The organism is Psychroflexus torquis ATCC 700755, assembly GCF_000153485.2.
GTDB classification, from domain to species: domain Bacteria; phylum Bacteroidota; class Bacteroidia; order Flavobacteriales; family Flavobacteriaceae; genus Psychroflexus; species Psychroflexus torquis.
In genome coordinates this window covers 3,075,591-3,091,936 of record NC_018721.1, presented here as the reverse complement: position 1 = coordinate 3,091,936, position 16,346 = coordinate 3,075,591, and the positions used below count along the sequence as shown (strand labels likewise).

The window sequence follows — 16,346 nt, the reverse complement described above, 5'->3', positions numbered from 1 at the left end:
GTAAAATGTATAAGCTTTTTAAGTTATGTAAGGCTCCATTTGCTCCTGTAGCGCTTTAGCGTTATAAGCTGCCTGAATTGCAAAATCTTCTTCTTGTGAAGCGTATATAATTCCCCTTGTAGAATTAATGATCAATCCATAAGTAGAATTTAAGCCATGCTCACAGACTTCCTTTAGATTTCCCCCTTGAGCCCCTACCCCTGGAATTAATAAAAAGCTATCTGGTAAGATTTGTCTTATTTTTTTTAAGTAACTGGACTTAGTGGCCCCAACAACATACATCAACTGCCTTGAATTCACCCATGTTCGAGAAGTTTTTAAAACACTTTCAAAAAGTAAAGTTCCCTTGTTTTCTAAAAATTGAAAATCTTTAGCTCCTTCGTTAGATGTAAGGCCAAGCATAATAGCATGCTTATTTTTAAATTGAAGAAAAGGTTCTATAGAATCTTTTCCCATATATGGAGCTACAGTAACAGAATCAAAATTTAAGTCTTCAAAAAAAGCTTTAGCATACATCTTTGAAGTGTTGCCGATATCTCCCCTCTTGGCATCTGCAATGGTGAATTGCTCTGGATAATGTTCGTTAATATAATTAATCGTTTTCTGAAGTGCCTGCCATCCCTTTAGTCCATAGGCTTCATAAAACGCTATGTTTGGCTTATAAGCTATACAATACTCTTGGGTAGCTTCAATAATGGCCTTATTGAATTCAAAAATAGGATCGTCAAGCTCTAATAAATGCTTAGGTATTTTTTCTAAATCAACATCCAATCCCACGCAAAGCATGGATTTTTTCTGTTGAATTTGTTCAATAAGCTCTTGAAGTTGCATAATTAATTATAGGTCGTCAGAAATATTTTTGAGTTTCTCTGTATTATCGACGAGTTTTAACTCATTAATTATTTTCTCTAAGTCCCCGTTTATGATATTATCGAGATCATAGAGCGTGAGATTTATCCTATGATCGGTAACTCGACTTTGTGAATAATTATAAGTTCTAATTTTAGCACTTCGGTCACCACTAGTCACCATAGAGCCTCGCTTTTCAGCATCTTCAGCTTGCTTTTTGGCCAACTCCATTTCATATAGTCTCGACCTTAAAACCCTAAAAGCTTTCTCTTTATTTTTATGTTGTGACTTTTGATCTTGACATTGAGCTACAATGCCAGTAGGTTCGTGAGTAAGTCTTACTGCAGAGTAAGTTGTGTTTACAGACTGCCCTCCTGGTCCAGAAGAACAGAAATAGTCTACTCTTACCTCCTTTGGATTGACCTCAATATCAAATTCTTCAGCTTCAGGAAAAACCATTACTGTTGCAGCACTAGTGTGGACACGACCTTGAGTTTCAGTTTGTGGTACACGTTGAACTCGGTGAACACCGGCTTCATATTTTAATGTTCCATACACGTCATCCCCAGAGACTTCAAATTGGATTTCTTTGTATCCTCCATTGGTCCCTTCATTATAATCTACAACATCTACTTTCCAGCCTTTATGTTCGCAGTATTTGGATAACATTCTAAAAATATCTCCTGCAAAAATACTAGCTTCATCACCCCCTGCTCCTGCTCTTACTTCTACTACAGCATTCTTTGCATCTTCTGGGTCTTTAGGAATAAGCATCATGCGTATCTTCTCTTCTAGATTAGGCAATTCAACTTTGGCCTCGTCATATTGAAGTTTCGCCATTTCCACCATTTCAGCATCAGACTCGTTTGAAATAATATCATTGGCTTCCTTAAGGTTATCGGTGAGCTCTATATAAATCTCACGCTCATCCATAATAGCTTTGAGGTCTTTATACTCTTTTGATAGTTCTATATACCGCTTTTGATTGGACATGATGTCAGGCTGAATGATCAAATCACTCACCTCGTCAAATCTTTGTTTTATAAAGTTTAGTTTATCTAGCATAAGGTTTTAATGTATGGCAAATTTAAGGTATTTGAGGGGATTTTTTTTAACAGAAGCCGTCATAAAAATCAATAAATCTGAGACTATAAATTAAAGCTGTAGAGCGATTCCTATGCCAAGCTGCTGCTTAAGCTGGATTCTAGAACCCCCAACAACCACAGTGCCATCAGGAGCCTCCTCTCTAATTTTGATATCATCGTCGTATCTAATATGAGCACCTATACTAGCACGCATAAAATTATTGATTTTAAAATTGAAAACTAGCTCCCAATCTATATCTATATTACCAAAATTATTGATGTAATCTGAATATAGACTTATCCTATTTACGACAACCGCACTCTCAAAAATTTTTTGCTCAAATTCATTGGTTACTAATATGCCAAACTCATTTCTAGAGGTCTTCCCCTCTCTTATAATGTTTCCATCACCATCCCTAACTGCACTTCTTACACCAAACGCCCCATCATTGGCTAATCGTTGATTTAAAACAAAGGTGGATTTTTGGGTGATTGGAGATAAGTAAAGTTCAAAGCTCTCGTCGGGTTGAGCATACTTGGCTCCAATACCAAGAAAAATATAGCCTGGCGCCATAAATTCCGAGATGGAAACCTCAGTATCTGGATAATTAAAACCTCTTGAAACTTGAGTTTTATAACTAAATTTACCTGAATAAAACCAATTAGAATTTTTAGAAACTTCATAACCAAAAGAAGAAATAAGTTCCAAATCATCCTCCGTTTTTATTAATTCCTGACCTTCTTGCTGGTTGATTCCATATCTAAACCGAAATTGATTATCCCATCTAAAGCCCTTATTTCTATAAGTTCTTACTGTATTCATTCCGTACATTCCAGATATAGAGTTTGTTCCTCCTGCATTCCAATTTACAAAAGCTACTTCGCTTACATCTAAAGTAAATTCATTCACTTGCTCCCAAAAACTCGTTCTACCATTTCGAGGAATCAATTGATTATAGGTAAATACATAGTTACCCGAGACATCGAAACTAGTATTGATTAATGGCATAAACCCATTAGGAACCAGAGTTTTACCAACAGATTCGATCTTTTGGATCTCGCCAAAGGATTGCCCAAAACTTTTCGAGATAAATAATGAGAGTAAAAAAAGGAGTAGAACTCTTTTCATTTTATTTATGAGTATTCAAAATGGCCATAAACTGAAGAGATTAAAAGAGATTTTGATTCTGAAGCTTCTACTCTCCCTACAATTTTAGCATCTACATTAAAGGACTTGGAAATATCTATAATTTCCTGAGCTATGGATTCATCAACATAAAATTCCATCCTATGCCCCATATTAAAAACCTGGTACATTTCTTTCCAATCGGTTTGACTTTCATCTTGTATGAGCTTGAATAACGGAGGAAGTTCAAACATATTATCCTTAATAATGCGGAGGTTCTCTATAAAATGAAGGATTTTTGTTTGTGCTCCTCCACTACAGTGAACCATTCCATCAATGGAAGCCCTTCCCAATTTTGCAAACACCTTTTTTACAATAGGTGCATAAGTCCGAGTAGGAGATAAAATCATTTTTCCAACATCTGGAAGATCTTCTGAAATTTTTTCGGTTAATCTTTTAGAGCCAGAGTAGATCAGGTCTTTTGGAACTTTAGGATCGAAAGACTCTGGGTAAGCTTCAGATAAGTAATTAGCTAAGACGTCATGCCTAGCTGAAGTAAGTCCATTACTTCCCATACCGCCATTATATTCTGTTTCATAAGAGGCTTGTCCGCTAGAGGAAAGCCCAACAATAACATTACCCGCCTTTATATTAGCATTGTCGATTACCTCATCCCTTCTTAACCTTGCTGTTACGGTAGAATCTACAATAATTGTTCTTACTAAATCTCCTACATCTGCAGTTTCACCTCCTGTAGTATGAATAGAAATACCATGATCTCTCAAATCTTCAACGATAGATTCAGTGCCGTTGATAATTTCAGCAATAACATCACCAGAGATTACATTTTTATTTCTACCTATAGTAGAAGAGACTAAAATATTATCTGTAGCTCCAACACATAGCAGATCATCAACATTCATAATAAGAGCATCTTGAGCAATTCCCCTCCAAACCTTAAGGTCTCCTGTTTCCTTCCAATACAAGTAGGCTAGAGATGATTTTGTGCCAGCCCCATCGGCGTGCATCACGACACAATGGTCTTGGCTTCCCGCAAGATAATCTGGTATGATTTTACAAAATGACATTGGAAACAGGCCTTTGTCAATATTTTCTATAGCTTTGTGAACATCTTCTTTTTGAGAAGAGACTCCACGCTTGGCATATCTTGCTTGATCACTCATTTTAGGAAATTTGTTGCAAATTTATAAAAAATAAACCCAGTGTTATTAGATATCTAACACTGGGTTTAAAAAATAGTTTATCAACTCTTATTTTGTAAATAAAAGCTCTCTATATTTTGTCAATGGCCAAATTTCATCATCAACCATTAGCTCTAACTTATCACAATGGTAACGGATATCATCAAAATAAGGCTTCACATTATCACAGTAAGCAAAAGCCTTTTCAGTGGGATCTTCTATAAGATTTGCTTGTTTTCTTGCATTTATCATTTGGTCTACTTCTTCATTGATTTTTTCAATGTGTTCTGAAATAGCTTCAATAATATTCATCTGCTGTTTAGCTTGACCCTTAAAGTTAGACCCATAAATCTCTTTTAAACCCTTTACATTTTCGATAAGGATATTTTGATATTTTATAGCTGTAGGAATAATGTGGTTCCTTGCAATATCTCCCAAGACTCGTCCTTCTATCTGAATGTGTTTTGAATAATCCTCGATTTCAATTTCATATCTAGCTTTGACTTCGATCTCATTCATAATATTTAATCCACCAAATAAATCAATAGCCTTTTTAGAGATTTTAGCTTTTAAGGCTTCAGGAGTCGTTCTATAGTTACTTAGACCTCTTTTTTCTGCTTCTTTCTGCCAAGCATCTCCATAACCATCCCCCTCGAAGCGAATCTTTTTAGAAGATTTAATATACTCTCTGAGAACATTGAAAATAGCATCGTCTTTTTTCATTTTCTTATCAGAGATAAGACCATCGACTTCAACTTTAAATTCTATCAATTGTTTAGCGACGATAGCGTTTAGAACTGTCATTGGATCTGCACAATTTGCTGTAGAACCCACCGCTCTCAATTCAAATTTATTTCCTGTAAAAGCAAAAGGAGAAGTTCTGTTTCTGTCTGTGTTATCGAGAAGTATCTCTGGTATCTTTCCTACAACATTTAACTTAAGTTCTGTTTTCTCTTCTGGCGACAATTTACCATTTGTTACTTTTTCCAGTTCATCAAGTACTTTTGTAAGTTGAGAGCCTATAAAAACCGACATTACAGCAGGAGGAGCTTCATTAGCTCCTAGCCTATGATCGTTGGATGCTGAAGCTATTGTTGCTCTTATAAGTTCCTCGTTTTCATAAAATGCTTTAATTGTATTTATAAAAAAAGTGAGAAACCTCATGTTTTTCATAGGGGTTTTACCTGGGCTCAATAAATTTGAACCTGAATCGGTTGCTAAAGACCAGTTATTATGTTTTCCGCTCCCGTTAACTCCCTGAAATGGTTTTTCATGGAAAAGAACTTTAAAATAATGACGTTCTGCAACTTTATCCATGACGTCCATCAATAAGGAGTTGTGGTCTACAGCTAAGTTGACTTCTTCAAAAATAGGCGCTAATTCAAATTGATTTGGTGCTACTTCGTTATGCCTTGTTTTTACGGGAATCCCTAGAAGCATACATTCTCTTTCCAAATCTCTCATATAATTGAGCACGCGACTCGGAATAGATCCAAAATAGTGATCATCCAATTGCTGGCCCTTTGCTGGAGAGTGACCAAGAAGTGTTCTACCAGACATCATCAAATCTGGTCTTGTGGAAGCTAATGCAGAATCTACTAAAAAATACTCTTGCTCCCAGCCTAATGTCGTTATGACTTTACTGACTTTTTTATCAAAGTACCTCACGACATCTGTAGCTGCTTTATCTAAAGCAGAAACCGAACGCAATAAAGGTGTTTTATAATCTAAAGCTTCTCCCGTGTAGGACACGAATATTGTTGGAATACATAAAGTTGGACCCCAAACAAATGCTGGAGATGAAGGATCCCAAGCAGTATATCCTCTAGCTTCAAAAGTATTTCTAATCCCTCCGTTTGGTAAACTAGAAGCATCTGGTTCTTGTTGAACTAATTGAGAACCGCTAAATTTTTCCATAGCACCACCATCCTCTGTGGTTTCAAAAAAAGCATCATGCTTTTCAGCTGTAGAACCCGTAAGTGGTTGAAACCAGTGTGTATAATGTGTAGCTCCTTTTGAAATCGCCCACTCTTTCATACCCGCAGAAATATTTTCTGCAAGTAACCGGTCTATTTTTTGACCATTCTCGGTAGCGTTTTTTAGGCTTTCATAAGCATCTTTAGTTAAATACTGACGCATTGCCTTTTGATTAAAGACGTTTCTACCAAACATATCTGAACGTCTCTCGTCCTCTTGAATCTTAACAGGAGTTCTATGAAGTGTTTCTTTTAATGCATTGAATCTTAAAATAGCCATAATACGTTTTTGATTTTTACGCACCAAATGTAATTAATTTTCAATTACCATATCAAAAATAAGGGGGGTAATCTCTTAAACTAATTAAAACCATCACGCACCCCCCATTTTTTATTAAGAACGAAAGGCTAGTAGAATAAATAAAATGTAGGCTAAGAATAATATAACTCCTTTATATCTAGAAATAACTTTTTTTGGTGGTATAAAAATCAAGGGGGCAAGAATAAGTGAAAAGCCTATCATCCAAAAAATATCATTGGTCAAGACTTCTTCAGACTGAAGAAAAATAGGCTGAATTATTGCGGTAAGCCCAATAACAGAACCAATATTGAAGATATTGGACCCTATTAGATTTCCTAATGATAAACCTTTTTCCTGCTTTAAAGCAGCAATTACGGAAGCTGCAAGCTCTGGCACGCTTGTCCCAATTGCGATCATGGTTACCGAGATGACTCTTTCACTCACTTCATAAGATTGAGCTATACCTACTGCACCATCTACAAGCCATTCTGATCCAAAATAAAGCCCAGCAGCTCCAATAAGCAACCACAATATAATTTTAAATCCAGAGGTCTGTTCTAGGCTTGGATCGACTTCACTTTCGGATTTAGCCCCTTTTGTTGTGGCTTTTTTAATGAGCACCCCTAGAAAAACTACAATAACTAGAAGAAGAGCCCCTCCTTCTAATCTTGAAATATTCTTTCCAGTATATAAAAAGAGATACATCATTCCTGTTAGAATCATCATGACCGGCCAATTGAACTTTATAAAGTCACTGTCGGTATCCATAGACGAAATGATAGCCGTCAACCCCAATACCAAACCGATGTTTGCAATATTGGAGCCAATGACATTTCCAAGGGAGATATCAGAATAGCCGGACAACGCAGCTTGCAGGCTAACTAGTAACTCTGGAGATGATGTAGCAAAAGAGACTACAGTGAGTCCAATGATCATTTTTGAAATGTTGAATTTAAAAGACAAAGCAACAGATGACCTCACTAAAAACTCTCCACCAATTACCAAAAGGATTAATCCTATTATCACTAAAAAAATGTCCATCGAAAATATTTTTAGCGAAAATAAGATTTTGTAAGATATGCTCTAGAAAAAATAGTTTTGATATTATGAAATTTATAAATCAAACGTGAGCGTAAGCATATAATTATTAAAAACACTTTGAACCTGCGCTTCTTGAGAAAAATCAGTTTGATACAAAATGTTTTGTCTGTCTTGTTCCATACGTTGATAAGATAGATCTAAAGTCGTATTCCCTAACGAAAAGCCTAAACCAAACGAATATCCAACCGTATCATCCAAAAGTGCCTTATTATTATATGGACTCTCTTGTAGGAAGTATCCCGCACGAAGGCTAGTATTAAGAATCCTATACTCCCCACCAAAATTATAAGTAGCAGCGCCTGTTATTAGGTTCGTAATATCTTGATTTTGAATATCAAAACCGTCGGAAGTAAATTCCATAGCGGAAAAATCTTTATAGCTATAGTCGAAGCTAAGCAAACCCGAAACTCCAAAAACATAAGCTGTACTTAAAGACACACGTCCTGGTGTTTTAAAGTTGTAATCTGGATAGATATTTATCACATTTGGATCTACAATGGCTACATCTTGACTAGCGCTAACCGTTTCTAATCTTTGTGAAAGCTCATCAGAAATGTTCATCCAAGTAGGCGTGTCGTATGTAAATCCTAATCTCCATCCCTCAGTCACTTTAAATATCCCTCCTACTTGTAGGGAAATTCCGCTCCCACGAGTTCTCAATTCATTATCAAAAAATATATCATTAATTCCTGTGAGCTCTGAATTAAATTCATCGAGACGAGTTAATCTTCTGTAGTCCAAAAAGTGAAGATTAAAGTTAACTCCTAGATGAATTCTGTCACCGATCTGACCTCCGCCGTTAAGGGTATATTTACCAGAGCTACCTCTGGTTTGTTCAAAATAGTTTTGACTAAAATTATTACCAAAAACGTTAGATAAATAACTTGTATTTTGAGAATCTAGTGGATCTTCTGCATTGATTAAAAAAGCTTCATAACCTAAAAAAGCCTGCTGGGCACCAAACCCTTCATCCTCGCCTAAAAACTGATAAAGTTCAGCGACGCTCTCCCCAGATCTAGGTGTTAATAAATCCAAGGGGACTCCCTGTGCTCTATTCAAAAAATAATCTGAAATACTTTCAGAATTATTCCCTTGAAATCTCAACTCATCATCAAAAGTATTGGTTCTATTGTATGAAAACCCTAAGGTTAACTTATCGAACACTGCATTCTCATTATTGGTTTCAAATACAAATACAGCCCCAATTTGATTTAAATCAAAATCGGTCTCACTAGTAGAACTGAGGATTGAATTATTTCCGTAGAAGGAATCATTATTAATTGATGTAAAATCTACAGACCCTGAAAATTTATTAGTTAAAAAAACAGCGGAACTTGCAGGGTTGATATTGATAGCTGAGATATCTCCTCCCAAAGCCCCAAAAGCTCCACCCATAGCTGTATATCTAGCGGTTCCATTTATTTCCTGAGTGGAAAATCTAAGGGCATCTGTGATATCCTGAGCCATTATACTGAAACTCAAAAGCATAAAAGGGACTAAAAAATATTTCATCATTAATTGTTTTTGAATTTCACATTATCTTCTTCCACCTCGACCACCAGAGCTTCTGCCCCCACTACTTCTGCCTCCAGAACTTCTGGATGAACCAGAGCTTCTCATACCAGAACTTCTAGATGAACCCGAGCTTCTATTTACTCCAGAACTTCGTGAAGAATTTCCTGAGGATCTTACACCTCTATTCGATGTAGCTCTAGAAGATGAGTTCCTATACGTAGAGCTTCGTCCTGCATTCACATTATTTGAGTTTCGGATTCCAACTCTAGAATAATTGGAAGAGCTTCTAGCCCCTACATTTCTAGGGTTGTTCACTCTGTTAGAATATCTAGAAGAATTAGATCTAGAAGTCCTGCCTACGTTAGACCTGTTAGACGATGCTCTAGTCACATTAGATCTCGATCTACTTGAATTTGCTCGAGATATATTAGATCTGTTGTTAGCATAATCACTTCTAGATAAGTTCCGCGATCTTGAGTTACCTCTATAAGAGTTGGCATAGCCATAGTTTCTACCATAAAAGCCTCCAAAACCACCAAAAAAAGGGTTACCAAAGCCAAAGCCTGGACCGTAAAATCCTCCTCCAAACCCTCCGAATCCACCAAAGAAAGGATTACCAAAGCCAAAACCTGGGCCGTAAAACCCTCCTCCAAATCCACCAAATCCTCCACCGAATCCTCCCCATCCTCCTCCGAAGAAAGGGTTTCCAAAACCAAAACCTCCCATACCCATTCCATTAAATCCGTTGTCGATGTAATTTATAGTTACAGATGAAGGATTGGTTCCCCAACCTGCATTATTTTCGTTATAAATAGGCTCTTCATAATATCGCTCTTCCTTAGGGTAAGTTATGGTATCTGAGGAATAATTATCTATGTCTGTAAAAACTTCATTGTTGGAGTTTCTCGCTTCAGATATCATCTGACCTTGATCAGAAAAAAATTTTGAATAGGTATCAGATGTTTTTTGAGTAACATTTGATGGGTCAACTCTTCTTTGTTGTAAATTCTCGTTAGAGACTGACCTTCTAGTCTCAGAAGGGACGCTAGGTCCATAAATTCCATCACTAGTAGAATTTACATTTCTGTAAGACGAACACGAAGTCAAGAAAACCACAGATAGCATTCCTAATAAAAATGGGCTAAAAATTTTGCTTGATTGTATCATAACTTGTGGTTTTTGTAATTACTATTATCAAATTTAGTTAGTTTTGCGCTAACTAGTATAACTATTAACACGGGTGCAACATTTGTGCCAAATGAAATAAAATGGGAAAGAGCCTAACACGAAGAGAAGAAGATTATTCTAAATGGTATAATGAATTGGTGGTAAAAGCTGATCTCGCAGAAAATTCTGCTGTGAGAGGTTGCATGACGATAAAACCATACGGATATGCCATATGGGAAAAAATACAAGCTGAATTGGACTCTAAGTTTAAAGATACTGGTCACGAGAATGCATACTTCCCTCTATTCGTCCCAAAATCTTTATTTGAAGCTGAAGAAAAAAATGCTGAAGGTTTTGCCAAAGAATGTGCAGTCGTGACCCATTATAGATTGCAAAGTGACCCAGATCGTCCTGGAAAATTAAGAGTAGATCCAGAAGCTAAACTAGATGAAGAGTTAGTGGTGAGGCCGACTTCTGAGGCCGTTATTTGGAATACATTTAAGGGCTGGATACAATCTTACAGAGATTTACCTTTAAAAATAAATCAATGGGCTAATGTTGTAAGATGGGAAATGAGAACTCGTCTATTTTTAAGAACGACAGAGTTTCTATGGCAAGAAGGTCATACAGCTCATGCTACCAAAACAGAAGCGGTTGAAGAAGCAGAACTCATCAATACTCTTTACGCGAATTTTGTTGAAAAATTTATGGCGATACCAGTCATACAGGGGATAAAATCTGAAAGCGAAAAATTTGCCGGTGCTGAAGAAACGTATTGTATAGAAGCCTTAATGCAAGATGGAAAAGCTTTACAAGCAGGAACTTCTCACTTTCTAGGTGAAAATTTCGCAAAAGCTTTTAATGTGAAATTCACTTCAGATCAAGGCAAACAAGAATATGTATGGGCAACAAGCTGGGGAGTTTCAACACGACTTATGGGGGCTTTGGTCATGACCCACTCCGATGATAACGGGCTGGTGTTACCTCCCAACTTAGCACCTATCCAAGTCGTTATTGTCCCTATTTTCAAAAATGAAGAGCAATTAGAACTCGTTAGCGAAAAGGCAAATCTCATAGCAAATGATCTTAAGTCAAAAGGAGTTCGAGTGAAATTTGATAACAGAACGACGCATAAACCAGGTTGGAAGTTTGCTGAATATGAATTAAAAGGTATTCCGTTAAGAATAGCTATTGGACCTAAAGATTTAGAAAAAGGAACTGTAGAACTGGCCAGAAGAGATACATTATCCAAAACTTTTGAAAATCAGGAAGGTTTAACAGTGGTTATAGAAAATCTTTTGAAAGATATTCAACACGATTTATTTATTAAAGCTGAGGCTTTTAGAGACGATCATATCACTAAAGTAGATACTTTTGAAGAGTTTAAAGATGTTTTAAATTCCAAAGGAGGCTTCCTCTTTGCCCATTGGGACGGGACTTCGGAGACCGAAGAGAAGATTAAAGGGCTAACTAAAGCCACCATTAGATGTATCCCTCTAGAGCAAACAAAAGAGACTGGAAAGTGTGTGTTTTCAGGAAAAGAATCTAAGCAACGCGTTTTATTTGCAAAAGCTTATTAATTTTCAGGAAAAATATTTGTTCAATTTAAATAATTAGTTATTTTTGCACTCGCTAAATTAAGGTCCGTTCGTCTAGGGGTTAGGACGCCAGGTTTTCATCCTGGTAACAGGGGTTCGATTCCCCTACGGACTACTAACATAAGTTCATTAATCATTATTAACGCGGTCCGTTCGTCTAGGGGTTAGGACGCCAGGTTTTCATCCTGGTAACAGGGGTTCGATTCCCCTACGGACTACTATTAAAATTTTATATTTAAAATTATGGCTAATCATAAATCAGCATTAAAAAGAATAAGAAGCAACGACGCTAAGCGACTAAGAAATCGCTATCAACACAAAACAGCTCGTAATGCTATCAAAAGATTGAAATCTACAGAAGATAAATCTGAGGCGACCAAAAGTCTTCCACAAATCATGTCTATGATTGACAAATTGGCTAAAAAGAATATTATTCACAATAATAAAGCATCCAATTTAAAATCGCAGTTAACCAAACATGTTACTGCAATGTAGTAATTGTTGTCAAAAAGTTTGATGGTCTCTATCCCAAGAGACCATTTTTTTTATCAAATTTTTTATTAATAATGAGTCTAAATAAATATAGATATCTAAATTTGTAAAAAAAGAGATATGAAGAATTATTTTTATGCGATAATTATGGTAGCTTTTGTTTTAGGTTGTAAATCAGAACCAAAAGAAGAGAAAGTTGAAGAACTTACCGTTTATACACACAGACATTATGAATCGGATCAAGCGCTTTTTAAACTTTTTGAAAAGCAAAATGACATTAAATTAAATGTAGTCAACGCAAGTGCAGATGAACTTATCCAAAAAATGAAATTGGAAGGGAAACAGTCTCCTGCAGATGTTCTTATTACTGTAGATGCTGGAAGATTGTACAGAGCTAAGTCTGAAGGTTTACTTCAACCTATTTCAAATTCACTTATTGATTCTATCGTCCCAGCCAACTTGAGAGATACAGATAAACAATGGGTTGGTCTTACCAAAAGAGCAAGAGTGATAGTATATTCCAAAGACAGAGTCGATCCAAATGATTTATCAACTTACGAAGATTTAACATCTGAAAAGTGGAAAAATAAAATTTTGGTGAGAAGTTCTTCTAACATTTATAATCAATCCCTTTTAGCCTCTCTAATATCGAACCAAAGTAAAGATTTTGCTGAAGAGTGGGCTAATGGTTTAGTTGAAAATATGGCTAGATCTCCAAAAGGGAATGACAGAGATCAAGTGAAGGCCGTGGCTAATAATGAAGGAGACCTTGCCATAGTAAATACCTACTATATAGGAAAATTATTAAACTCTGAAGATGAGAGTGAGCTAGAGGCTGGAAATAGTGTAGGCATATTTTTTCCTAACCAAGATACATCAGGAACTCATGTTAATGTAAGTGGTATTGGTGTTGCTAAGTATGCTCCTCATAAAGAAAATGCAATAAAATTTATAGAGTTCCTTCTACAGGAAGAAGCTCAAAAAATATTCGCAGGATCAAATTATGAATACCCTATCAATAGAAATGTTGAACCCGCAAAAATTCTTAAAAACTGGGGAAGTTTCAAAGAAGATACTCTTCAATTGAATGAATTGGGAGAAAATAATAAAGACGCTGTCATTATATTTGATAAAGTAGGTTGGAAATAAGTAGCCCTTGAAGATAACTGACAGATTTTATAAATTTAAAAGAGACCTTAATAAATGGTCTCTTTTCTTGGTTTTGATAGTTGCTGCGGTAGCTATTCCCATATTAACGGTCATCTTTAAACTTTTTGATGGACCAGGAGAGAGCTGGGCACATATTGTAAATTATGTCCTTGTAGATTATCTAGTAAACTCATTTGTACTTTCCCTTTTATGCTCTGTATTCGTTATCGTTTTTGGGGTAACAACTGCTTGGTTGGTCTCTAGGTTTGAATTTCCATTTAGAAAACAATTAGAATGGCTATTAATATTACCACTTTCCATACCAGCTTATATAATGGCTTACTCTTATGCTGGAATATTTGGTTATTCTGGACTATTTTCTTCTGCAATTGAACTATTGGGTATTGAAAACTTCAGTATTGATTTCATGAACATATATGGCTTGTCCTTTGTTTTAAGTATATCTTTATTTCCTTATGTCTACGTAAGTAGCAGAACTTTTTTCTTAGCACAAGCAACTAATTTACTTGAAGCCTCAAGAATGCTGGGGATCACTGAATTTAAATCATTTTTTAAATTAATTCTTCCCTTAGCTCGCCCTGCCATTATTGCTGGATTGGTTTTAGTATTAATGGAAGTTTTAAATGATTATGGAGCTGCAAGCTATTATGGAGTCAGTACGTTTACCACAGGTATTTTTAGATCTTGGTTCTCTCTTGGAGAACCAGAAACAGCCATCTATTTATCAGCTATACTTTTGGTCATCGTCTTTGGACTCATCATTTTTGAAAAATGGCAAAGACGACACATAAAGTTCACCTCGGCTAAAACCTCAAAACAACAGCATAATTCAAGAATAAAACCCACAAAAAGAAAACAAATAGTCTTTAGCCTCATATGCCTTTTACCAGTTTTTATGGGTTTTTTTCTTCCTGTAACACAATTGCTTTTCTGGGTTTCACAGACCTTTACAAAGGTATGGAGTATCGATTTTATCGGAATAACCTTACAGAGTTTCGGTATCGCTTTCTTGACTTCTTTGATGACTGTTTTGATCGCCCTCCTCCTCCTATTCTTCTCTAAATGGAATAAAATTGGTTTTTTAAAAACCACATCGAAACTGGGCGTTATGGGGTATGCCATACCGGGAACTATTATCGCTATCGGTGTCCTAATTCCAAGTATTTATTTAGATAAATGGCTTATTGAGCAAGGAATTACGTCAAAACTAGTCTTGAATGCGACTCTTATCGCCTTGGTATACGCTTACGTGGTAAGATTCTTAGCTGTTGCTTATCAACCTCTAGAATCCTCAAGTCTAAAAATTGATAAAAGCTTATCCGATTCTTCCAAAGTTTTAGGTAAAGGAAATTTTAGAACTTTTTTTAAAATAGAATTCCCCCTTATAAGAGCGGGTTTACTCAGTGCATTCATTTTAGTATTTATAGATATCTTAAAAGAACTGCCTTTAACCCTCATAATGAAGCCTTATAATGTAAATACCCTAGCTGTAAAAGCTTTTGAATATGCCAGCGATGAAATGGTGAGATCTGCCGCTCTTCCATCTCTTTTAATAATATTAACGGCTTTGGTCCCCGCTATTTTTTTAAATAAATTACTTTTGAAGAATGCAAACAACTCTTACCATAAAAAACCTCACTAAGTCCTTCGATCAAGGAAAGGTGAAAGCTTTGGACAATGTCAACTTTTTTGTCAACAAAGGAGATATCTGTGCAGTTGTTGGTGAAAGTGGGAGTGGAAAAACAACCTTAATTCGACTAATTGCAGGATTAGAAGAATTAGATTCTGGTGAAATTCATATTGAAAATAAATTGGTGGCCTCGATAAAGAAAAACATAGCTCCAGAGAAGAGAGATGTAGGTATGGTCTTCCAGGAATATGCTCTTTTTCCACATCTTTCAGTTCTGGAAAATGTTGTTTATGGGATTAAAACGTCTAAAGCTAAGAAAGAAAGAGCTTTAGATACCTTAGAACTCGTTGGTCTAAAAGGCTATGAAAAGCGCTATCCACATGAATTATCTGGAGGACAACAACAGCGAGTAGCCCTAGCTAGAGCCCTAGCGCCGAAGCCTTCTGTTTTAATATTGGACGAGCCCTTTAGCAATCTAGACTCTATGATGAGGTACCGCTTAAGAAATGAGGTTTTTAATATTATTAAAAAAACAGGGGTCACTGCAATTTTCGTTACACATGATACTCAGGACGCGCTAGCTGTTGCCGATGAGATTTTGATTTTACAAAATGGTAAATTGGTACAAAAGGACGAGGCTTCTGAATTGTATAAAAAACCACAATCTATCTATGTCGCTTCACTATTTGGAAATACCGTTCAGCTTAATAAGGGGCTACAAATTGCTTTTAAATGTCCATTAAAAGAAGATTGTTGCCATGCGATAAGAAATGAAAATCTTACAGTCAATAAGGATTGTGACTATGTTTCTGAAGCTGAGATTTTAAAGAGAACTTTTCTTGGCACTCATTCTCAATTACTCCTTAAGTTAGACAACGGAGAGCATTTAACGGTAGTCACTAATGAGCCTGTTCTGGGAAAAACCATTAAAGTTGGTTTTAATTCCAAGGACGTGTTAGCTTTCGACGAATAATACCACCTCGGGCCGCTCTGGTCTTGGACCAATTAAACTCATGTCTCCGATAAGAACATTGGAGTGTCTTCCATTGATGTGACGATTAATAAGTGAAAAAGAAACTGATTTTATCCGACATTTGGATGCTAAATTGGTATCATATCTTGTTTTGATTAAAT

Annotated in this window: 13 protein-coding genes and 2 tRNA genes; 7 read left to right on the top strand and 8 right to left on the bottom strand. The window is 36.1% G+C overall.

All coding sequences use genetic code 11. The features are described 5' to 3' along the window. Positions 1-18 precede the first annotated feature (18 nt). The 8 genes from pyrF to P700755_RS13210 form a co-directional block, all read right to left on the bottom strand. On the bottom strand, positions 19-831 hold the full coding sequence (pyrF, locus tag P700755_RS13245) for an orotidine-5'-phosphate decarboxylase (RefSeq protein ID WP_015025159.1): 813 nt from the start codon (positions 829-831) through the stop codon (positions 19-21). Between the two features lie 6 nt (positions 832-837). Beyond that, entirely contained in the window at positions 838-1,914 is a 1,077-nt protein-coding gene (gene prfA / locus P700755_RS13240; RefSeq protein WP_015025158.1) for a peptide chain release factor 1, read from the bottom strand. A gap of 90 nt (positions 1,915-2,004) precedes the next feature. Then, positions 2,005-3,063: a DUF3078 domain-containing protein gene (locus tag P700755_RS13235; RefSeq protein WP_015025157.1), complete on the bottom strand. Its 1,059-nt coding sequence runs from the start codon at positions 3,061-3,063 to the stop codon at positions 2,005-2,007. Positions 3,064-3,068: 5 nt separating this feature from the next. After that, positions 3,069-4,244, bottom strand: coding sequence for an AIR synthase related protein (locus tag P700755_RS13230; protein ID WP_015025156.1), 1,176 nt, complete (start codon positions 4,242-4,244; stop codon positions 3,069-3,071). 87 nt (positions 4,245-4,331) lie between these two features. Then, positions 4,332-6,518, bottom strand: a complete 2,187-nt coding sequence (locus tag P700755_RS13225; protein ID WP_015025155.1) for a glutamine synthetase III family protein — start codon at positions 6,516-6,518, stop codon at positions 4,332-4,334. 114 nt (positions 6,519-6,632) lie between these two features. Then, on the bottom strand, positions 6,633-7,580 hold the full coding sequence (locus P700755_RS13220; protein ID WP_015025154.1) for a calcium/sodium antiporter: 948 nt from the start codon (positions 7,578-7,580) through the stop codon (positions 6,633-6,635). Between the two features lie 72 nt (positions 7,581-7,652). Beyond that, a complete protein-coding gene (locus P700755_RS13215) occupies positions 7,653-9,152 on the bottom strand; it encodes an OmpP1/FadL family transporter (protein WP_051007969.1) in 1,500 nt (499 codons plus the stop codon). A 24-nt stretch (positions 9,153-9,176) separates the two neighbouring features. Then, positions 9,177-10,322 (bottom strand): hypothetical protein, encoded by a 1,146-nt coding sequence (locus tag P700755_RS13210; RefSeq protein WP_015025152.1) that lies wholly within the window; start codon positions 10,320-10,322, stop codon positions 9,177-9,179. 101 nt (positions 10,323-10,423) lie between these two features. Here P700755_RS13210 and proS point away from each other — a divergent pair, with 101 nt between their 5' ends. From proS to P700755_RS13175, 7 genes are all read left to right on the top strand, one after another. Then, positions 10,424-11,902, top strand: a complete 1,479-nt coding sequence (gene proS, locus P700755_RS13205) for a proline--tRNA ligase (RefSeq protein ID WP_015025151.1) — start codon at positions 10,424-10,426, stop codon at positions 11,900-11,902. 61 nt (positions 11,903-11,963) lie between these two features. Beyond that, a tRNA-Glu gene (locus P700755_RS13200) sits at positions 11,964-12,035 on the top strand. A 31-nt stretch (positions 12,036-12,066) separates the two neighbouring features. Continuing rightward, positions 12,067-12,138 (top strand) — tRNA-Glu (locus P700755_RS13195). A gap of 25 nt (positions 12,139-12,163) precedes the next feature. Further along, positions 12,164-12,415 (top strand): 30S ribosomal protein S20, encoded by a 252-nt coding sequence (gene rpsT / locus P700755_RS13190; protein WP_015025150.1) that lies wholly within the window; start codon positions 12,164-12,166, stop codon positions 12,413-12,415. Between the two features lie 117 nt (positions 12,416-12,532). Then, on the top strand, positions 12,533-13,561 hold the full coding sequence (locus P700755_RS13185; protein ID WP_015025149.1) for a Fe(3+) ABC transporter substrate-binding protein: 1,029 nt from the start codon (positions 12,533-12,535) through the stop codon (positions 13,559-13,561). 7 nt (positions 13,562-13,568) lie between these two features. Further along, entirely contained in the window at positions 13,569-15,224 is a 1,656-nt protein-coding gene (locus tag P700755_RS13180; RefSeq protein ID WP_015025148.1) for an ABC transporter permease, read from the top strand. Beyond that, complete coding sequence (locus P700755_RS13175; protein ID WP_015025147.1) at positions 15,190-16,185, top strand: ABC transporter ATP-binding protein; 996 nt, start codon at positions 15,190-15,192, stop codon at positions 16,183-16,185. Before P700755_RS13180 ends, P700755_RS13175 begins: the two co-directional genes overlap by 35 nt. The last annotated feature ends 161 nt before the right edge of the window (positions 16,186-16,346 follow it).

Bases quoted from the DNA above. Each gene is read 5' to 3' on its own strand.
- prfA (WP_015025158.1), bottom strand. From the start codon at position 1,914: ATGCTAGATAAACTAAACTTTATAAAACAAAGATTTGACGAGGTGAGT.
- proS (WP_015025151.1), top strand. From the start codon at position 10,424: ATGGGAAAGAGCCTAACACGAAGAGAAGAAGATTATTCTAAATGGTAT.
- P700755_RS13185 (WP_015025149.1), top strand. From the start codon at position 12,533: ATGAAGAATTATTTTTATGCGATAATTATGGTAGCTTTTGTTTTAGGT.
- rpsT (WP_015025150.1), top strand. From the start codon at position 12,164: ATGGCTAATCATAAATCAGCATTAAAAAGAATAAGAAGCAACGACGCT.
- pyrF (WP_015025159.1), bottom strand. From the start codon at position 831: ATGCAACTTCAAGAGCTTATTGAACAAATTCAACAGAAAAAATCCATG.
- P700755_RS13210 (WP_015025152.1), bottom strand. From the start codon at position 10,322: ATGATACAATCAAGCAAAATTTTTAGCCCATTTTTATTAGGAATGCTA.
- P700755_RS13230 (WP_015025156.1), bottom strand. From the start codon at position 4,244: ATGAGTGATCAAGCAAGATATGCCAAGCGTGGAGTCTCTTCTCAAAAA.
- P700755_RS13225 (WP_015025155.1), bottom strand. From the start codon at position 6,518: ATGGCTATTTTAAGATTCAATGCATTAAAAGAAACACTTCATAGAACT.
- P700755_RS13220 (WP_015025154.1), bottom strand. From the start codon at position 7,580: ATGGACATTTTTTTAGTGATAATAGGATTAATCCTTTTGGTAATTGGT.
- P700755_RS13175 (WP_015025147.1), top strand. From the start codon at position 15,190: ATGCAAACAACTCTTACCATAAAAAACCTCACTAAGTCCTTCGATCAA.
- P700755_RS13215 (WP_051007969.1), bottom strand. From the start codon at position 9,152: ATGAAATATTTTTTAGTCCCTTTTATGCTTTTGAGTTTCAGTATAATG.
- P700755_RS13235 (WP_015025157.1), bottom strand. From the start codon at position 3,063: ATGAAAAGAGTTCTACTCCTTTTTTTACTCTCATTATTTATCTCGAAA.